At 44.1% G+C, this 13,649-nt stretch carries 17 protein-coding genes; 6 read left to right on the forward strand and 11 right to left on the reverse strand.

Features of this window, described 5'->3' with window-relative positions:
• Nucleotides 1-74: 74 nt before the first annotated feature.
• Together C3F34_RS06960 and dnaJ are read left to right on the forward strand one after the other, a co-directional pair.
• Nucleotides 75-449, forward strand: a complete 375-nt coding sequence (locus C3F34_RS06960; protein WP_016168925.1) for a hypothetical protein — start codon at nt 75-77, stop codon at nt 447-449.
• A gap of 106 nt (nt 450-555) precedes the next feature.
• On the forward strand, nt 556-1,671 hold the full coding sequence (dnaJ, locus tag C3F34_RS06965) for a molecular chaperone DnaJ (protein WP_016168924.1): 1,116 nt from the start codon (nt 556-558) through the stop codon (nt 1,669-1,671).
• 53 nt (nt 1,672-1,724) lie between these two features.
• Here the strand turns inward: dnaJ and C3F34_RS06970 are convergent, their stop codons facing one another.
• Nucleotides 1,725-1,979 (reverse strand): hypothetical protein, encoded by a 255-nt coding sequence (locus tag C3F34_RS06970; protein WP_052662049.1) that lies wholly within the window; start codon nt 1,977-1,979, stop codon nt 1,725-1,727.
• A 292-nt stretch (nt 1,980-2,271) separates the two neighbouring features.
• Between C3F34_RS06970 and dapB the strand changes: the two genes are divergently transcribed.
• Together dapB and C3F34_RS06980 are read left to right on the forward strand one after the other, a co-directional pair.
• Nucleotides 2,272-3,093 carry a 4-hydroxy-tetrahydrodipicolinate reductase gene (gene dapB / locus C3F34_RS06975; RefSeq protein ID WP_104441308.1) on the forward strand — a complete coding sequence of 274 codons (822 nt, stop codon included), beginning with the start codon at nt 2,272-2,274 and terminating at the stop codon, nt 3,091-3,093.
• A gap of 58 nt (nt 3,094-3,151) precedes the next feature.
• Nucleotides 3,152-3,796: an START domain-containing protein gene (locus tag C3F34_RS06980; protein WP_104441309.1), complete on the forward strand. Its 645-nt coding sequence runs from the start codon at nt 3,152-3,154 to the stop codon at nt 3,794-3,796.
• 28 nt (nt 3,797-3,824) lie between these two features.
• Here the strand turns inward: C3F34_RS06980 and C3F34_RS06985 are convergent, their stop codons facing one another.
• A complete protein-coding gene (locus C3F34_RS06985; protein WP_104441310.1) occupies nt 3,825-5,024 on the reverse strand; it encodes an MFS transporter in 1,200 nt (399 codons plus the stop codon).
• A 9-nt stretch (nt 5,025-5,033) separates the two neighbouring features.
• Nucleotides 5,034-5,837, reverse strand: coding sequence for a 2,5-didehydrogluconate reductase DkgB (dkgB, locus tag C3F34_RS06990; protein WP_104441311.1), 804 nt, complete (start codon nt 5,835-5,837; stop codon nt 5,034-5,036).
• A gap of 111 nt (nt 5,838-5,948) precedes the next feature.
• Here dkgB and C3F34_RS06995 point away from each other — a divergent pair, with 111 nt between their 5' ends.
• A complete protein-coding gene (locus C3F34_RS06995) occupies nt 5,949-6,839 on the forward strand; it encodes a LysR family transcriptional regulator (RefSeq protein WP_104442306.1) in 891 nt (296 codons plus the stop codon).
• Here the strand turns inward: C3F34_RS06995 and C3F34_RS07000 are convergent.
• The gene (locus tag C3F34_RS07000; RefSeq protein ID WP_044738826.1) at nt 6,799-7,200 is read right to left on the reverse strand and encodes a hypothetical protein; all 402 of its coding nucleotides are present in this window, start codon (nt 7,198-7,200) and stop codon (nt 6,799-6,801) included. The genes C3F34_RS06995 and C3F34_RS07000 overlap by 41 nt on opposite strands.
• Before the next feature lie 97 nt (nt 7,201-7,297).
• Here C3F34_RS07000 and C3F34_RS07005 point away from each other — a divergent pair, with 97 nt between their 5' ends.
• Entirely contained in the window at nt 7,298-8,740 is a 1,443-nt protein-coding gene (locus tag C3F34_RS07005; protein ID WP_044738827.1) for a PLP-dependent aminotransferase family protein, read from the forward strand.
• Here the strand turns inward: C3F34_RS07005 and ahr are convergent.
• The 7 genes from ahr to C3F34_RS07040 all read right to left on the reverse strand — a co-directional run bounded on the left by ahr (nt 8,710) and on the right by C3F34_RS07040 (nt 13,565).
• Nucleotides 8,710-9,747 carry an NADPH-dependent aldehyde reductase Ahr gene (gene ahr, locus C3F34_RS07010; protein ID WP_044738828.1) on the reverse strand — a complete coding sequence of 346 codons (1,038 nt, stop codon included), beginning with the start codon at nt 9,745-9,747 and terminating at the stop codon, nt 8,710-8,712. The genes C3F34_RS07005 and ahr overlap by 31 nt on opposite strands.
• A 26-nt stretch (nt 9,748-9,773) precedes the next feature.
• Entirely contained in the window at nt 9,774-10,337 is a 564-nt protein-coding gene (locus C3F34_RS07015) for a DNA-3-methyladenine glycosylase I (RefSeq protein WP_044738829.1), read from the reverse strand.
• 25 nt (nt 10,338-10,362) lie between these two features.
• Complete coding sequence (locus tag C3F34_RS07020) at nt 10,363-10,608, reverse strand: hypothetical protein (protein ID WP_044738830.1); 246 nt, start codon at nt 10,606-10,608, stop codon at nt 10,363-10,365.
• An 18-nt stretch (nt 10,609-10,626) separates the two neighbouring features.
• Entirely contained in the window at nt 10,627-11,166 is a 540-nt protein-coding gene (locus tag C3F34_RS07025; RefSeq protein ID WP_016168912.1) for a M23 family metallopeptidase, read from the reverse strand.
• A 65-nt stretch (nt 11,167-11,231) separates the two neighbouring features.
• Nucleotides 11,232-12,260 (reverse strand): A/G-specific adenine glycosylase, encoded by a 1,029-nt coding sequence (mutY, locus tag C3F34_RS07030; protein ID WP_044738831.1) that lies wholly within the window; start codon nt 12,258-12,260, stop codon nt 11,232-11,234.
• A gap of 123 nt (nt 12,261-12,383) precedes the next feature.
• Nucleotides 12,384-12,749, reverse strand: coding sequence for an HIT family protein (locus tag C3F34_RS07035; RefSeq protein WP_104441312.1), 366 nt, complete (start codon nt 12,747-12,749; stop codon nt 12,384-12,386).
• A gap of 75 nt (nt 12,750-12,824) precedes the next feature.
• On the reverse strand, nt 12,825-13,565 hold the full coding sequence (locus tag C3F34_RS07040; protein ID WP_104441313.1) for a dienelactone hydrolase family protein: 741 nt from the start codon (nt 13,563-13,565) through the stop codon (nt 12,825-12,827).
• Between the last annotated feature and the right edge of the window lie 84 nt (nt 13,566-13,649).

Consider the following 13,649-nt stretch of genomic DNA (forward strand, 5'->3'; position numbering starts at 1 on the left):
TTATTAAATTTCAGTTTAGGAATTTTGCTACATATTAAAAAAAACAAAGATGTAGTAATGAGGTTTAATCGCACATGAAGCAAGACAGTTTAACCAAGTATCGCCGCTCTATCGCGATTTCTTATGTCTTCATGTTTTTGGCATTATTTACCGTCATCAGCGGTATTTTTGCTTATTGGTTTGCCCGTAAAGTAACCCAAGTGGACACTGAAGTCTGGTTACAAGCGCAAGCCCTTTGGGTTATGCGAAATATCATTATTTATACCGTACTCAGTTTATTTGCTGCATTGTGGTTTATTCCTTTATGTTTTTTCACTTGGAATAGCGCACTTTGGGTTACAGGTTGTACTGTTGCAGGTGTGGTATTCGCATTGATTGCCTTTTTATATTTGCTCAATGCTTGGATTAAAGGCCTTTCTAAGTTTATAAAAAATAAAGCAGTTTTCTAGAATTTGTAAATTTTTTAACATTTTGCCCTTGTAAAATCACGCTTCACCCCCAATTTCAGAGCATTATTCAGTATGAAATGAAATTCCGTGAGGAGCATCGCCAGCTATGGCTAAACGTGATTATTATGAGGTTTTAGGTGTCGCTAAAACCGCTAGTGATGATGAAATTAAAAAAGCCTACCGTAAGTTGGCGATGAAATATCATCCAGACCGTAACCCAGACAACCCTGAAGCAGAAGAGAAATTTAAAGAAGCCTCTGAAGCTTACGAAATTCTTTCCGACAGCGAAAAGCGCAGCATGTACGACCGTATGGGACATGGCGCATTTGAAGGCGGTTTTGGTGGTGGCGGTGGTGGCTTCGGCGGTTTTAGTGCAGAAGACATTTTCAGCCAGTTTGGTGATATCTTCGGTGGTGCTTTTGGTGGTGGCGGTCGTGGTCAACAGCGTCAGCGCCGTGGTTCTGACTTACGTTATGTTATGGAACTCACTTTAGAAGAAGCAGTAAAAGGGGTGAAAAAGACCATTACCTTTACTGCGCCAGCACCATGCGAGAGCTGTGACGGTAAAGGTTCTAAAAACCCGAATGATGTTGAAACGTGTAAAACCTGTCATGGTGCAGGTCAAGTGCGTATGCAGCAAGGCTTTTTCTCAGTACAGCAAACCTGCGGTACATGTCGTGGACAAGGTAAAATTATTAAGAACCCTTGTCAGAAATGTCATGGTTCGGGTGTTTCTGACCGTCAGCAAACCCTAGAAGTGACGATTCCAGCTGGGGTAGACAATGGCGATCGCGTGCGTTTAAGCGGTAAAGGTGAAGCCATTCGTGATGGTCAATCTGGCGACCTCTATGTAGAAGTTGTGGTACGTGAACACGAAATTTTCCAACGTGATGGTGCAGATCTGTATATGGATGTACCAGTAAGCATTGCTGATGCTGCTTTGGGTAAAGAGATTGAGATTCCAACGCTAGAAGGTCGTGTAAGTTTGAAAATTCCTGAAGGTACGCAAACTGGAAAAATGTTCCGTTTACGTGGCAAAGGGGTTAAACCTGTACGTACCAGCATGCAGGGTGATTTACTCTGCCGTATTGTGGTGGAAACACCTGTGAACTTGACGGCTCGTCAACGTGAACTGTTGAAAGAACTGCAAGTGACTTTAGATGGTGAAGACAATAACTCTTCACCAAAGAAAAAGTCATTCTTTGATCGTTTGTTTGACTAATTCAAAGTAATAAAAAAAGGGCGTGTAAAACATGCCCTTTTTTTATGTCTGTTTTATTGTGCGATAGGTGCATCAATCGCTTCAATACTCACCGTTTCTTCAACAGATTGTTGCGTTGCACTCGCGGATGTTTGAGTAGCATTCGTTGCCACACGTTCGGCAAGGCTTCCAGGTTGACCATTAACGGTGGTCATAATTTTAACCCCTGCCAAACTGTCAATGCTGTCGCCAGATTGGGCAGCAGGTTCAGCATACACATGAGCAGCAACAGTACACAGTAAAGCGAGTATTATTTTTTTCGAATGCATAGAAAGTCTCCTGACAATTTTTATCTTGATGATTCGTGATGGCTAGTCTGCGTAAGCAAGATGTAAATTGTGTGAAAAAAGAGAGGCTTCATTTTCATTTTTAAAGATTTTTTTCGATATAAACCTACGCCATGATCTAATTCTTCACTATCTCGATGCGTTGAGATTGGGCAATTTGAAGTTTAAATCGATTCAACCAAGATTTTTGCGAAAAAATTAGATTACAACTTAGTCGTGTTCCAGAGTTTTGCTATAGTAAAGGCAATTTTAAATTCGAGATTAGGAACGGATTATGTCTACAAGTCCACGTATTGGGGTATTGGGTGCAGGCGGTCGTATGGGTCGCATTCTGATTCAGGCGGTACAACAAGCGGGCTATCAACTGGCTGCTGCAGTTGAGCGACCAGAAAGCAGTTTAGTCGGTTCAGATGCAGGTGAGCTTGCAGGCATTGGCAACATTGGTGTGAAGATTGTGGGCAGTCTGCAAGAAATTTTACCTGTATGTGATGTGGTGATTGATTTTACTGCGCCTGTTGCCACCGAACAGCACTTGAAGCTTTGCCGTGAAGCGGGTGTCGCCATGGTCATTGGCACCACTGGCATGAATGATGAGCAAAAAGCACTTCTTGATGAAACATCAACTCATACGCCAGTCGTCTATGCAGCCAACTATTCTGTAGGCGTGAATGTATCGATTAAATTATTGGAACTGGCATCAAAAGTCTTTGGCGATACAGTTGATATTGAAATCATTGAAGCGCATCACCGCCATAAAGTTGATGCTCCATCAGGTACTGCTTTAATGATGGGTGAAGCCATTGCAGATGCATTAGGTCGCGACTTGAAACAAGATGCTGTGTATTGCCGTGAAGGCCATACTGGTCCACGTGAACGCCAAAGCATTGGTTTTCAAACCATTCGTGGCGGTGACATTGTGGGTGAACACACTGCAATGTTTATTGGTGAAGGTGAGCGTGTAGAAATTACTCACAAAGCCACCAACCGAATGAATTTTGCTTCGGGTGCAGTTCGTGCCGCAGCATGGGTGGTTGGGCGTGAAGCACGTAAATATGACATGAAAGATGTGCTTGGTTTTAACGATATTCAGGTGTAAAACACGGCCTGAATTTGCGAAAACATTTGCATAAAATTAAAATAAGAAGCTGAATTAAATGAAAATAAAACTGATCACTTGCTGTGCTGTAGCCTTATTGGCTACAGCACAGGCCAAGTCTATCGACAATGCCAAACTCAGTATTAACAAGCAGAATATTAAAGTTTGGACCTATCAAAATAGTACAAACCCTGTGGTGTTGTATAAAGCCGAAACTCATTTTGATGTGCCGATTGAAAAGGCCGCTGCCCTGATTTTGGATGTGGAACAAGCGCCAAGATGGGTGCCTTATATGGGCAGCGTCAAAGTCTTATCTCGCGATGACAGCAAAGGCGAGTTTCTGTTGTATATGGTGCTGGATTTTCCCTTTCCTTTAAAAGACCGAGACTTGGTGGTAAAGGGGAAAATGAGCAAAGATGCTCAAGGCATGATTCATATTCAAAACAAGGCTGTGAATCAAGGCTATCCGTTGAATCCAAATTATGTGCGTTTAACCCGTTATGAAGGTGATTGGACTTTTCAGAAACTGGGGAAACAGAAAGTGAAAGTCTCGACCTATGGCTATGCTGATCCTGACGGTTCTATTCCGCTAAGCGCTGTGAATTTATTTGTCGAGCAGCAGCCGTATCAAATGTTGTTAAAAATGAAGGATGAGTTGGCAAAACCGCGGAATTATGCAGCTTTGCCAATCGCATTGCGCTAGTCAATATGATGTTAAAATCGACATGGATTTAGTGTTCAAGACATTGAGGCTCTATTTTCTGTATTTGGCTTTGTACAAGCTGTTTGTTTAGTAACATTTTTTGTAAGCCGACCAACAGCAAGGCTAGACCACTTAATAGTGCACCGATCCATGCCACCGCCGTATAGCTGAGTCCAAAACTGAGTGCGCTGGCACCCGCCAGTGCACCCAAGGCATTGCCTAAATTAAAGGCGCCAATATTGACCGAAGAGGCAAGTCCAGAGGCTTCATGCGCAACTGACATGACGCGCATTTGTAAAGGGGGAACCACTGCAAATGCGGCTGCTCCCCAAAGGGTTAATGCAATCGCTGCCCCAATGGCGGTTTGCGCCAGTAGCGGAAACAGTAGCATCATGATGCTGAGTAGGCTGAGAAAACCCAATAGCGTCCGATCCAGTGAGTGATCTGCGAATTTGCCCCCCAGATGATTGCCAATTGAAAAGCCAATCCCAACCAGAACCAACATGAATGTGATCAGGCTGGGTGTAGCTTGAGTGAAGTTTTGCAAACTGGGTGCAATGTAGGTATACAGTGTGAACATTGCGCCTGAGCTCATGACTGTGGTCAATAATGCCAAAACCACAGGTAAACGACGGAGTACTTTGAGTTCCTGAGCAATATTAGGTCGAGCACTGGCTTGACCTTCGGGAAGTGCTTTCCAGAGAGACAGCATGGTGATCACCCCGAGTAGCGTGATTCCCAGAAAAGCAATGCGCCAACCAATATGTTGCCCGACCAAAGTGGCAAAGGGAACGCCGCCAATATTGGCCAGAGTCAGCCCCATAAACATGGCAGCAACGGCACTGGCTTGTTTTTCTTTGGGTACCACACTGGCGGCAACTACAGAACCAATGCCAAAGAAAGCACCATGATTTAAGCTGGTCAAGATACGTGCCAGCATTAAGCTCGAATAACTATTGGCAAAATAAGCCAGCAGGTTGCCTAGTGTGAAAATGACCATGAGCAGGATCAGGGCACGCCGTTTGGAATAGCGGCTAAACCACAGTGTCATCAGCGGGGCGCCCAACATCACCCCAATCGCATAGGCACTGATGAGCATACCTGCTTGTGGAATAGAAATACTCAGATCACGGGCAATTTCAGGTAAAAAGCCCATGGGGGAAAATTCAGTCGTCCCAATGGCAAAGGCGCCTATTGCCAACGCCAATAACGGGTAATTCATTTTCATTTGATAGCCCTAATCCCACTCGGGAGCGAGTTGTTCAGGGTTTACCTCACGTGAGTTTCGGTCGAGCTCAGTAATTGCCTGTATCTGTTCAGGAGTGAGCTGTAAATCTTGTGCTTTTAAATTTGCCAACAAATGTGCCCGTTGTGTAGAAGATGGAATGACGGCATAACCTTGTTGCAGCGCCCATGCCAATGCCACTTGCGCGGGACTGGCATTGATTTGCTGGGCAATAGTCTTTAAGACAGGATCTTGCAGCACTTTGCCATAGGCCAAAGTCATGTAAGAGGTCACATCAATCTGTTGCTGTTGCAGATAACTAACCAAGGGGCGATTTTGTAAATAAGGACTCAGTTCAATTTGATTGGTGGCAATATGCTCGAGTCCAATACTGTTAATTGCCTGTTGGGTTAGGGCGATATTAAAATTTGAGATACCGATATGTTCGGTCAGTCCTAATTGCTTGGCATGCAGCAAGGCTTGCATGACTTCCTCAATTTGAATGCCCAGTAGTGGGGCAGGCCAATGAATTAAAGTCAAATTCACAGCATCCGTGCCTAATTTTTGTAGGCTCTGTTTTAAGCTCAGAATCAATTGCTCTGGAGCGTAATTTTCAGTCCAAATTTTGGTGGTCAAAAATAATTCATGTTGTGGTACACCACTGTTGGCAATGGCTTGACCAATTTCAGCTTCATTGCCATAAATTTGTGCCGTATCAATGGCACGATAGCCGACCTCAAGTGCAGTCTGAACCGCGTCAATTACTGTTGCACCCGTCAAGCGAAAGGTACCCATTCCCATTTTTGGAACAATCATGTTTTTCTCAACCGAACTTTTTTAAAGATGGAGCTATTTTGCTGAAATAACTGTTGTGGAAAAATCTAGGAATTTGCAAAATATTGTTGACCAATAATCAATAAAATGACGATGAAATCGACCATTGAAGAATTAAATGCTTTTGTTCAGATTGTCGAAAGTGGCTCGATCGTGAAAGCTGCGGAGCAATTAGGACAAACCACATCGGGTGTTAGTCGTGCCTTGCAGCGCTTGGAAAGCAAACTCAATGTGACCCTGTTGGAACGGACTACGCGCAAGTTGAAACTGACGCAAGAAGGGCAGTTGTTTCTGGAAAAATCGCGTAAGATTTTGAATGATTTGACCGAAGCTGAAGATGCTTTATTAAAATCTGATCATGATATTTCAGGTCTCATTCGGGTCGATTCTGCGACGCCCTTTGTGCTGCATGTGATTGTGCCACTGATTCAAGAGTTTATGCAGCAATATCCGAAAATTGAAATTGAATTGAATAATCACGATCAGATTATTGATTTACTGGAACATAAAACCGATGTGGCGATTCGTTTTGGCGAGTTAAATGATTCCAGCTTACATGCCAAACTGTTGTGCCGTAGCCGCCTATATATTGTGGCCAGTCCTGATTATTTAGCCCAACATGGCACGCCCAACCAGCCTGAGCAGTTGTTGCAGCACCCCTTGATCGGTTTTACCCAGCCTACACATTTAAATACTTGGCCCTTAATGTTGCAGGGACAACCTCTTAATATTCATCCAAAAATCAAGGCATCGAATGGGGAAACCGTACGTCAGTTGGTGCTGAACGGTGTTGGGATTACCTGTTTGTCGCGTTTTTTGGTTCAAGATGATCTCCGTGCAGGACGTTTGGTGGCGCTGTTTGAAGATCAGATTGAACTGCAATATCAAAAAATCCATGCGGTGTACTATCAACAAGAACACTTACCTAAACGGGTTCGCTTGTTCATCGAGTTTTTGGCGCAGAAACTTGCAATTTATCTGTAGTTTTAGGCAAGTGAAGCTGTACAGTGAGCAAGGCTTGTCGTGGTGCTCGGTTCTGATCATGTTGAGCAATCGCAAAATGCTGTGCGTCGTTCCAACAGACAAAGCGTAACTCTTTTCGCTGTGTTTCACCAATTAAGGTGGTGCGTGTTGAGCCAGATTGATAGCTAAACAGGCGCTGCGGGATGACGCTGTCCACGACATCACTTTTCTGCGCGAGCTCAAAATTCTGCTGTCCAGACGCTTTTAAAAAACCTTCAATTAAAGACTGACAAATAAAATCACGTTGCTGTTGCCAAACGGAGGTATTCGGTTGGCAAGCGGAAAGACACAGTGCGAGTGCGACCAAGCTAAAACGATACATGTTGATTTTCCCCAAGTAAAAATGAACTGTACGCCTAGCATAGGGAAGGTGTATTCTTGGTTACAGATACAAAATATATTAAAAAATGAGTACAGTAATGGGCATTCAGTATCGTGATTTGGCACACCAGTTAGCACAGAAAATTTATGCAGGAGAGTTGGGAGCAGGGCAGCGTTTGAGTTCGTTGCGTCAGTTTGCCCAGTCGCAACAGGTCAGTCTCAATACGGCTAAAAGTTGTTATGAACTATTAGAGGCGCAAGGCTTAATTACGGCCAAGCCTCAAGCGGGCTACTTTGTGCAACCACAAGCTTTGGCAGTCGCTGTTCCACAGCATGTCGATTTTGCGGTGACTGCCCGAGAAGTGTCTAATTTACAACTACAAATAGAAATTCAAGAGGCCTCCATTCATGACCAAATGATTCATTTGGGATCTATTCAGCTTTCGCCAAATTTAGTGCCTGTAGAGGCACTCCGCCGTTCTATTCAACGTGCGCTGAAGCACAGTAAACCTGAAGATTTTTTGTATAGTGATAAACAGGGACATCGACGTTTAAGAGAAGCATTGTCGGCGCATTGGGCAGAAGATGGCATTTATATGGCAGCTGAAGATATTTATATCAGCAATGGTTGCATGCCAGCTTTGTCGGTGGTGATCCAAACTCTGACCCAAGAAGGCGATAGCATTATTGTACCGACACCCAACTTTAACGGGCAGTTGCAATTGTTGGCGAGTCTGAATCGTAAAATTGTTGAAGTTCCAGCGCATGCCAATGGCTTTGACCTGAACCGATTTGAACAGGCGATGCGTGATTCGGGGGCGAAAGCGTGCTTACTCACCGCCAATTTTCAGAACCCTTTGGGCTTTTGTTTAAGCCCTGCAGAAAAGGAAAAAATTGCTCAGTTGGCAGCTCAATATCAGTGCTATGTGATCGAGGATGATATTTATGCCGAATGCAGTTTTGATTTAAAACGTCCATTGCCGATTCAATACTGGGATCGACAGGGTTATGTCATTTACTGTGGTTCGGTTTCCAAATCCTTATCTACTGCTTATCGGGTGGGGTGGTTTTGCATGCCGTCACGTTTAAACCATTTACGTGCACAACTTCTGACTCGACATGTTGCGGTGAATACGCCCTTGCAATTGGGCTTGGCTGATCTGATTTATAGCCGCGCCTATCGAGAGCATTTAAACCGTTTAAAACCCTGTTTAATGCAACAGGTCGAGCAATATCGGCAATTTTTAATACAGGCTTTTTCAGGTATAGACATTCGCTTGAATCAACCCAAAGGCGGCTATGCGCTGTGGTTACAGTTGCCTGAAGCCATTCATAGTTTGGATTTGTATCGTTATGCCCAACAGCAAGGCATTAGCATTGTGCCAGGTATCGTTTTTGGAGAAGAGCAGCGTTATAAAAATTGCATACGCTTAAATGCAGGTCATGAATTATCCACCGAGATCCGCCAAGCAATTGAATGCTTGGCGAATTGGACTCGGCGACAATTGGATTATGTTGTGCTGGATTCGAAGTCGGCTTGAAGCACAATCCGATAACGGGCTTGGCCTGAGTGCAAACGCTCGATCGCCTGATTGAGTTGTGACATCGGGAACAATTCAATTTGTGGCGCAATGTTTTTACGTGCAGCGAACTTGAGCAGTTGACGTAATGCAGCAGGTGAACCTGTAGGTGAGCCTGTGATTGACTTTGCTCCGCCAATCAGACTACCCACATTAAACTTGATGGGTTCTAGTGGTAAACCTAACAGATGTATGGTGCCATTTGGTGCCAGTGTACTGATATAAGCAGGCCAATTCAGCGTGACATTAACCGTACTGAGCAACAGGTCAAATTTGCCTCGTTGGGTTTTCAGTGCATCTACATCGCGGCTATTTACGACATGGTCTGCGCCCATCGCTTTAAGTTCATCGGTCTTGTCCAGACTTGAAGTAAAGGCGGTAATTTCACAACCCCAAGCTTTAAGTAATTTAATTGCCATATGCCCCAAGCCACCAATGCCAATCACACCGACATGATGCGTGGCTTGAATATTGTGCTTGAGTAAAGGATCAAAAACGGTAATCCCGCCACAGAGCAGAGGCCCTGCGCTTTCAGGGTCTAAATCTTCAGGCAGTGGAATGACCCATTGCCATGCTGCTCGGACTTTATCGGCAAAGCCACCAGCATGACCTACAATGGTCGCAGTGCTGCCACTGCTGCATAATACAGGCTGTCCAGCCACGCATTGATCACAGTATTGACAGCTTTCCGCAGTCCAACCCAACCCTATGCGTTGACCTATTTGTAATCCTTTGGCTTCAGAACCCATTCTTAAGATGGTGCCAATCACTTCATGCCCTGCGATTACAGGATAAACAGCATTGCCCCACTGATTCTCAATCACCGAAACATCAGAATGACAGAGTCCACAATATTCCACTTTAATTTCAACTTGATGGGCTTGAAGTTCGCCTGCATCAAATTGAAAGGGGACCAGTGCCTCGCCTGCATGTAGGGCAGCATAGCTATTGATCAGATTATTACTCATGATGGCATCCTCTATTTTTATGGGGACTATTTTGTTGTATTTTTGGCGGGGCAATGATCTTCGTGATCATCGACCATACCCACGGCTTGCATAAAGGCATAACAGGTCGTTGGCCCCACAAATTTGAAGCCTTTTTTCTTTAAGGCCTTAGACATTTGTTGGCTAATGTCAGTTTGTGCAGGTGCCGTTTTATAGTTAGGTACAGCATTCAAAATAGGTTTGTGGCTGACAAAACTCCACAACCAATCCACGACATTTTCTTGTTGTTTTAGGCTTTGCCAAGCGCGTGCATTCTCTCGAATGGCTTGTAGTTTGCCAATGTGTCGAATGAGTCCAGCATCTTGTAATTTGGCTTCTAGGTCAGCATCGCTCAGCTCGGCAATCTGTTGAATCGGGTGCTGAAAAAAATGTTGGCGGTAGCTTTCCCGTTTTTTCAGTACGGTAATCCAAGAGAGACCCGCTTGCTGTCCTTCGAGACAAAGCATTTCAAATAAATGTTGTTCATCATGCACAGGTTGTCCCCATTCATGATCATGATAGGCAATGTAGAGAGGATCCTCGGTACACCAGCCACAGCGTTGTTTATTCATTGTTCCTCTCTATGTTGTTGTCGATTTATAAAGTGAAGTCTACCCATTGATCCGTCTTGTTATCCCAATAAGACAAGGACGCTTGTTGTAAGTCGTTAAACGAAATCCAGAAATCTTTGCCTGATTTGTCTGCAAAACCTGTACTAATCAACAGGGCATCTTCGGTAATTTCCATGACCCAGCCCTGATAGCTTTGTCCTGCAACCACAATTTTTTGTTGATTGCCTGATTCTGCAAATTCAACCAGACGATTTATCAACACTTCAGACATGTGTATTTCCTAAAAAAATTAACGTAAATATGGAAAAGGGTTGACCGCACCGCGGCCTTTGCCTTCTAAATAGATGCCATAATGCAAATGGGGTGCAGTATGTCGAGCATTTCCAGTGTTGCCTACATAGCCAATCAGATCGCCTTTTTTGACATAATCCCCAACGGCCAGTCCACGTTTGTGCTCATTTAAGTGTGCATAATAATGCCAAGAGCCACTTGGCCCCAACACCCAAATTACTTTACCACCCAAATTGTTATCGCGTAAGTCAGCAATTAATCCATCGGTAGTGCTATACACTTTGGTTCCACGTGGAGCCAAAATGTCGATACCTTCATGTCGACGCCCTTGGCTGCGTGAAGCACCCCATGTATCGGTCAATTGTTTGGTTTTAATATTTTGCACAGGAATGGGTAAGTTCGATTTAAGCGGTGTGCGTTGTAGGTCTTGAACGGTAGAAAGCGGCAGCCCAGAGCCTGTTTTCTTGGGTGTCGAAGTACAGGCGGTGAGTACCAAAAAACTGATTGTTAAACTGCTAATCGCAAACTGACGAAGCACAATTTTTCCTTTTGATTATTGTGATTTTCAAGAAGCTAAACTTTCAGTTCCTGACTATGTCATATCTATAAGGCAGAGATCAATTTTTTCATGGCTGTAGGTAGTCCCATTTGTGTAGCTTTTTGTGGCGTGTACCATGTGCCTGAGAGTTCAATTGCAATATGCTCTTTTTGTTCTGGTTCCACGTGGAAACAAATCGCATCAAGTAACCAAGTAAAATGCGTAAAACTATGTGAAATTTGCGCATTCTTACTGTTTGGTTTTAGACCTAACATTTGTGTGGTTCGAGTCAATTCAGCACAGTCGTCATAGATGGGTAGACTCCATAATCCACCCCACAACCCAGTATTGGGGCGCTGTAACCATAGCCATTGATCTTGGCACTGCAATACCATGACTTGCGCCGATTTCACAGGAACGGCTTTCTTGGGTTTCTTATATGGCAGTTCTGTTTCTAAGCCCTGTTGATGAGCTTTGCAATGTTGCTGCATGGGACAATACAGACATAGCGGTTTTTTGGGAGTACAGATGGTTGCCCCTAAGTCCATAATGGCTTGGGTATAGTCATGATTGCGTTGTTCTGGGCACAGTTGTTCCGCCAGTTGCCACAGGGCACGTTCATGGACAGGTTTGCTAAGATCATCTTCAATGGCAAAGAAACGGGCGAGTACGCGTTTGACGTTACCATCCATAATCACGCCATATTGTCGTAAACCTAAGGACATTAATGCACCCGCCGTGGAGCGTCCGATGCCTGGCAGTGCCATCCATTCTTCTAAACTGGTAGGGAAATGACCCTGCTGTGCCACAATTGCTGCGGCCTTATGCAGATTACGCGCACGCGCATAGTAGCCTAAACCTGCCCAGTAAGGAGCAACATCATCCCAAGATGCACGACCTAAATCTTCAACAGTAGGGAAGCGTTGCACAAAACGTGCAAAATATTGGAGTACGGTTTTGACTTGTGTCTGTTGTAGCATAATCTCGGAAACCCATACTTGGTAAGGATTATCTACCACTTGCCAAGGCAGGTCATGTCGACCATGTAGATCGAACCAAGCTAATAGGGCATCTGAGAAAGAAAACGAAGACATGTGAACTCTATACAATTTCAAGCGACTTAGTATAGCGGAGCCGTACTGATTTTTGCTGAGTCCTGACAGGAAATTTAGGCATAAAAAAATGATGCGATCGCATCATTTTTTTATGGTGGCAGATTAAGCTTCGCTTAACATTCCCCAACGCGCATCGAGTTTTAGCGGTTGGTCATCGTAACGAGGGATAATGTGGATGTGCAAATGTTCAGATGCTTCACCAAACACCGAGCCATCGTTAAAGCCGATGTGAAAACCTGTAGGTTGATGACGAAGTTGTAGTTCATTGCGAGCCAGTTCTAAAAGCGACATTAAACTTTTACGTTCTTTGTTTGTGACATCAAAGAAAGAGCTGACATGGCGTAGAGGGATAATGACGCAATGTCCTTTAGAGAGTGCATTTGGCTCAGGTAGAATTACACCAAACTCATTTTTATCAATGATATCAAACTCATCAAAATTGCAGTATGGGCAGTTGTTCTCAGTCATTATCTTGTCCTCTTAATAAAGCATTCAAATTCAAAAATGATGTTGGATAAAACCAACATCCACGTTTCTATTTTTTTATTCAGCTAAACGACGTTGTAGTAGTTCATACATGGCTTCAAGCCCTTGTCGTTCCGCTTCAGCATTATAGCCTAAGTCTACACCATTGGCTTTGGCTCTTTCATCTGCTTGTGGGTTACTGAAACCATGCTTTGCATCTTCAAAAACAATGACTTCATGTGGGACTTGAGCGGCATACATTTCTTCACGGAAATGTGCAACATCATCTAAGCTGACCATGCTGTCGAGTTCACCGTGTAAGACCAAAATTTCAGCTTTGACTTGACCTGCTTGGGCAGGCACTTGTGCTGACAGATTGGCGTGGAAGGTCACGACAGCTTTCAGTTCAGCACCCGAACGTGCTAAATCCAAAATAACTTTACCTCCATAACAGAAGCCAATTGCAGCCAGTTTATCTGCATTTACTTCGGTTTGTGCAGCCAAAGTTGCTAAACCTGCTGACGCACGAGTCACAATGGTGTCTGGCGCTTGGAAGGTTTGCATCATCCATTCGTTGGCTTGCGCCGCAGATGTAGTGACATTTTTATCGCCATACATATCAATGGCAAAGGCTGCATAGCCATGTTCGGCCAGTTCGCGTGCACGCTGTTCTGTATATTCATTGCGTCCCCACCATTCAGGTGCAACCAAAACACCTGCAACAGGTTCAGCCGTGCTTGGTGCAGCAAAATATCCAATTAAGCGCGTCCCATCTGCAGCAGTATATTCGATTTCACGCGTTTGAATTTTGGTGGTCATTCCTTAGTCCTTAGTATTATTGAGTATGAGAATTGAATGATTAAAGCATAAAATAATCCATGATTTTGAAAAAATCATGTCATG

Source organism: Acinetobacter sp. ACNIH2, from assembly GCF_002934965.1.
Classification (GTDB): Bacteria; Pseudomonadota; Gammaproteobacteria; order Pseudomonadales; family Moraxellaceae; genus Acinetobacter; species Acinetobacter tandoii.

Excerpts from the sequence above, each read along its gene's own strand:
- C3F34_RS06995 (WP_104442306.1), top strand. The coding sequence starts at position 5,949 with ATGAAATCGACCATTGAAGAATTAAATGCTTTTGTTCAGATTGTCGAA.
- C3F34_RS07035 (WP_104441312.1), bottom strand. The coding sequence starts at position 12,749 with ATGACTGAGAACAACTGCCCATACTGCAATTTTGATGAGTTTGATATC.
- C3F34_RS07015 (WP_044738829.1), bottom strand. The coding sequence starts at position 10,337 with ATGAATAAACAACGCTGTGGCTGGTGTACCGAGGATCCTCTCTACATT.
- dnaJ (WP_016168924.1), top strand. The coding sequence starts at position 556 with ATGGCTAAACGTGATTATTATGAGGTTTTAGGTGTCGCTAAAACCGCT.
- C3F34_RS06960 (WP_016168925.1), top strand. The coding sequence starts at position 75 with ATGAAGCAAGACAGTTTAACCAAGTATCGCCGCTCTATCGCGATTTCT.
- C3F34_RS06980 (WP_104441309.1), top strand. The coding sequence starts at position 3,152 with ATGAAAATAAAACTGATCACTTGCTGTGCTGTAGCCTTATTGGCTACA.
- C3F34_RS07005 (WP_044738827.1), top strand. The coding sequence starts at position 7,298 with ATGGGCATTCAGTATCGTGATTTGGCACACCAGTTAGCACAGAAAATT.
- C3F34_RS07040 (WP_104441313.1), bottom strand. The coding sequence starts at position 13,565 with ATGACCACCAAAATTCAAACGCGTGAAATCGAATATACTGCTGCAGAT.
- C3F34_RS07000 (WP_044738826.1), bottom strand. The coding sequence starts at position 7,200 with ATGTATCGTTTTAGCTTGGTCGCACTCGCACTGTGTCTTTCCGCTTGC.
- C3F34_RS06985 (WP_104441310.1), bottom strand. The coding sequence starts at position 5,024 with ATGAAAATGAATTACCCGTTATTGGCGTTGGCAATAGGCGCCTTTGCC.
- dapB (WP_104441308.1), top strand. The coding sequence starts at position 2,272 with ATGTCTACAAGTCCACGTATTGGGGTATTGGGTGCAGGCGGTCGTATG.
- dkgB (WP_104441311.1), bottom strand. The coding sequence starts at position 5,837 with ATGATTGTTCCAAAAATGGGAATGGGTACCTTTCGCTTGACGGGTGCA.
- C3F34_RS07020 (WP_044738830.1), bottom strand. The coding sequence starts at position 10,608 with ATGTCTGAAGTGTTGATAAATCGTCTGGTTGAATTTGCAGAATCAGGC.
- mutY (WP_044738831.1), bottom strand. The coding sequence starts at position 12,260 with ATGTCTTCGTTTTCTTTCTCAGATGCCCTATTAGCTTGGTTCGATCTA.
- ahr (WP_044738828.1), bottom strand. The coding sequence starts at position 9,747 with ATGAGTAATAATCTGATCAATAGCTATGCTGCCCTACATGCAGGCGAG.
- C3F34_RS06970 (WP_052662049.1), bottom strand. The coding sequence starts at position 1,979 with ATGCATTCGAAAAAAATAATACTCGCTTTACTGTGTACTGTTGCTGCT.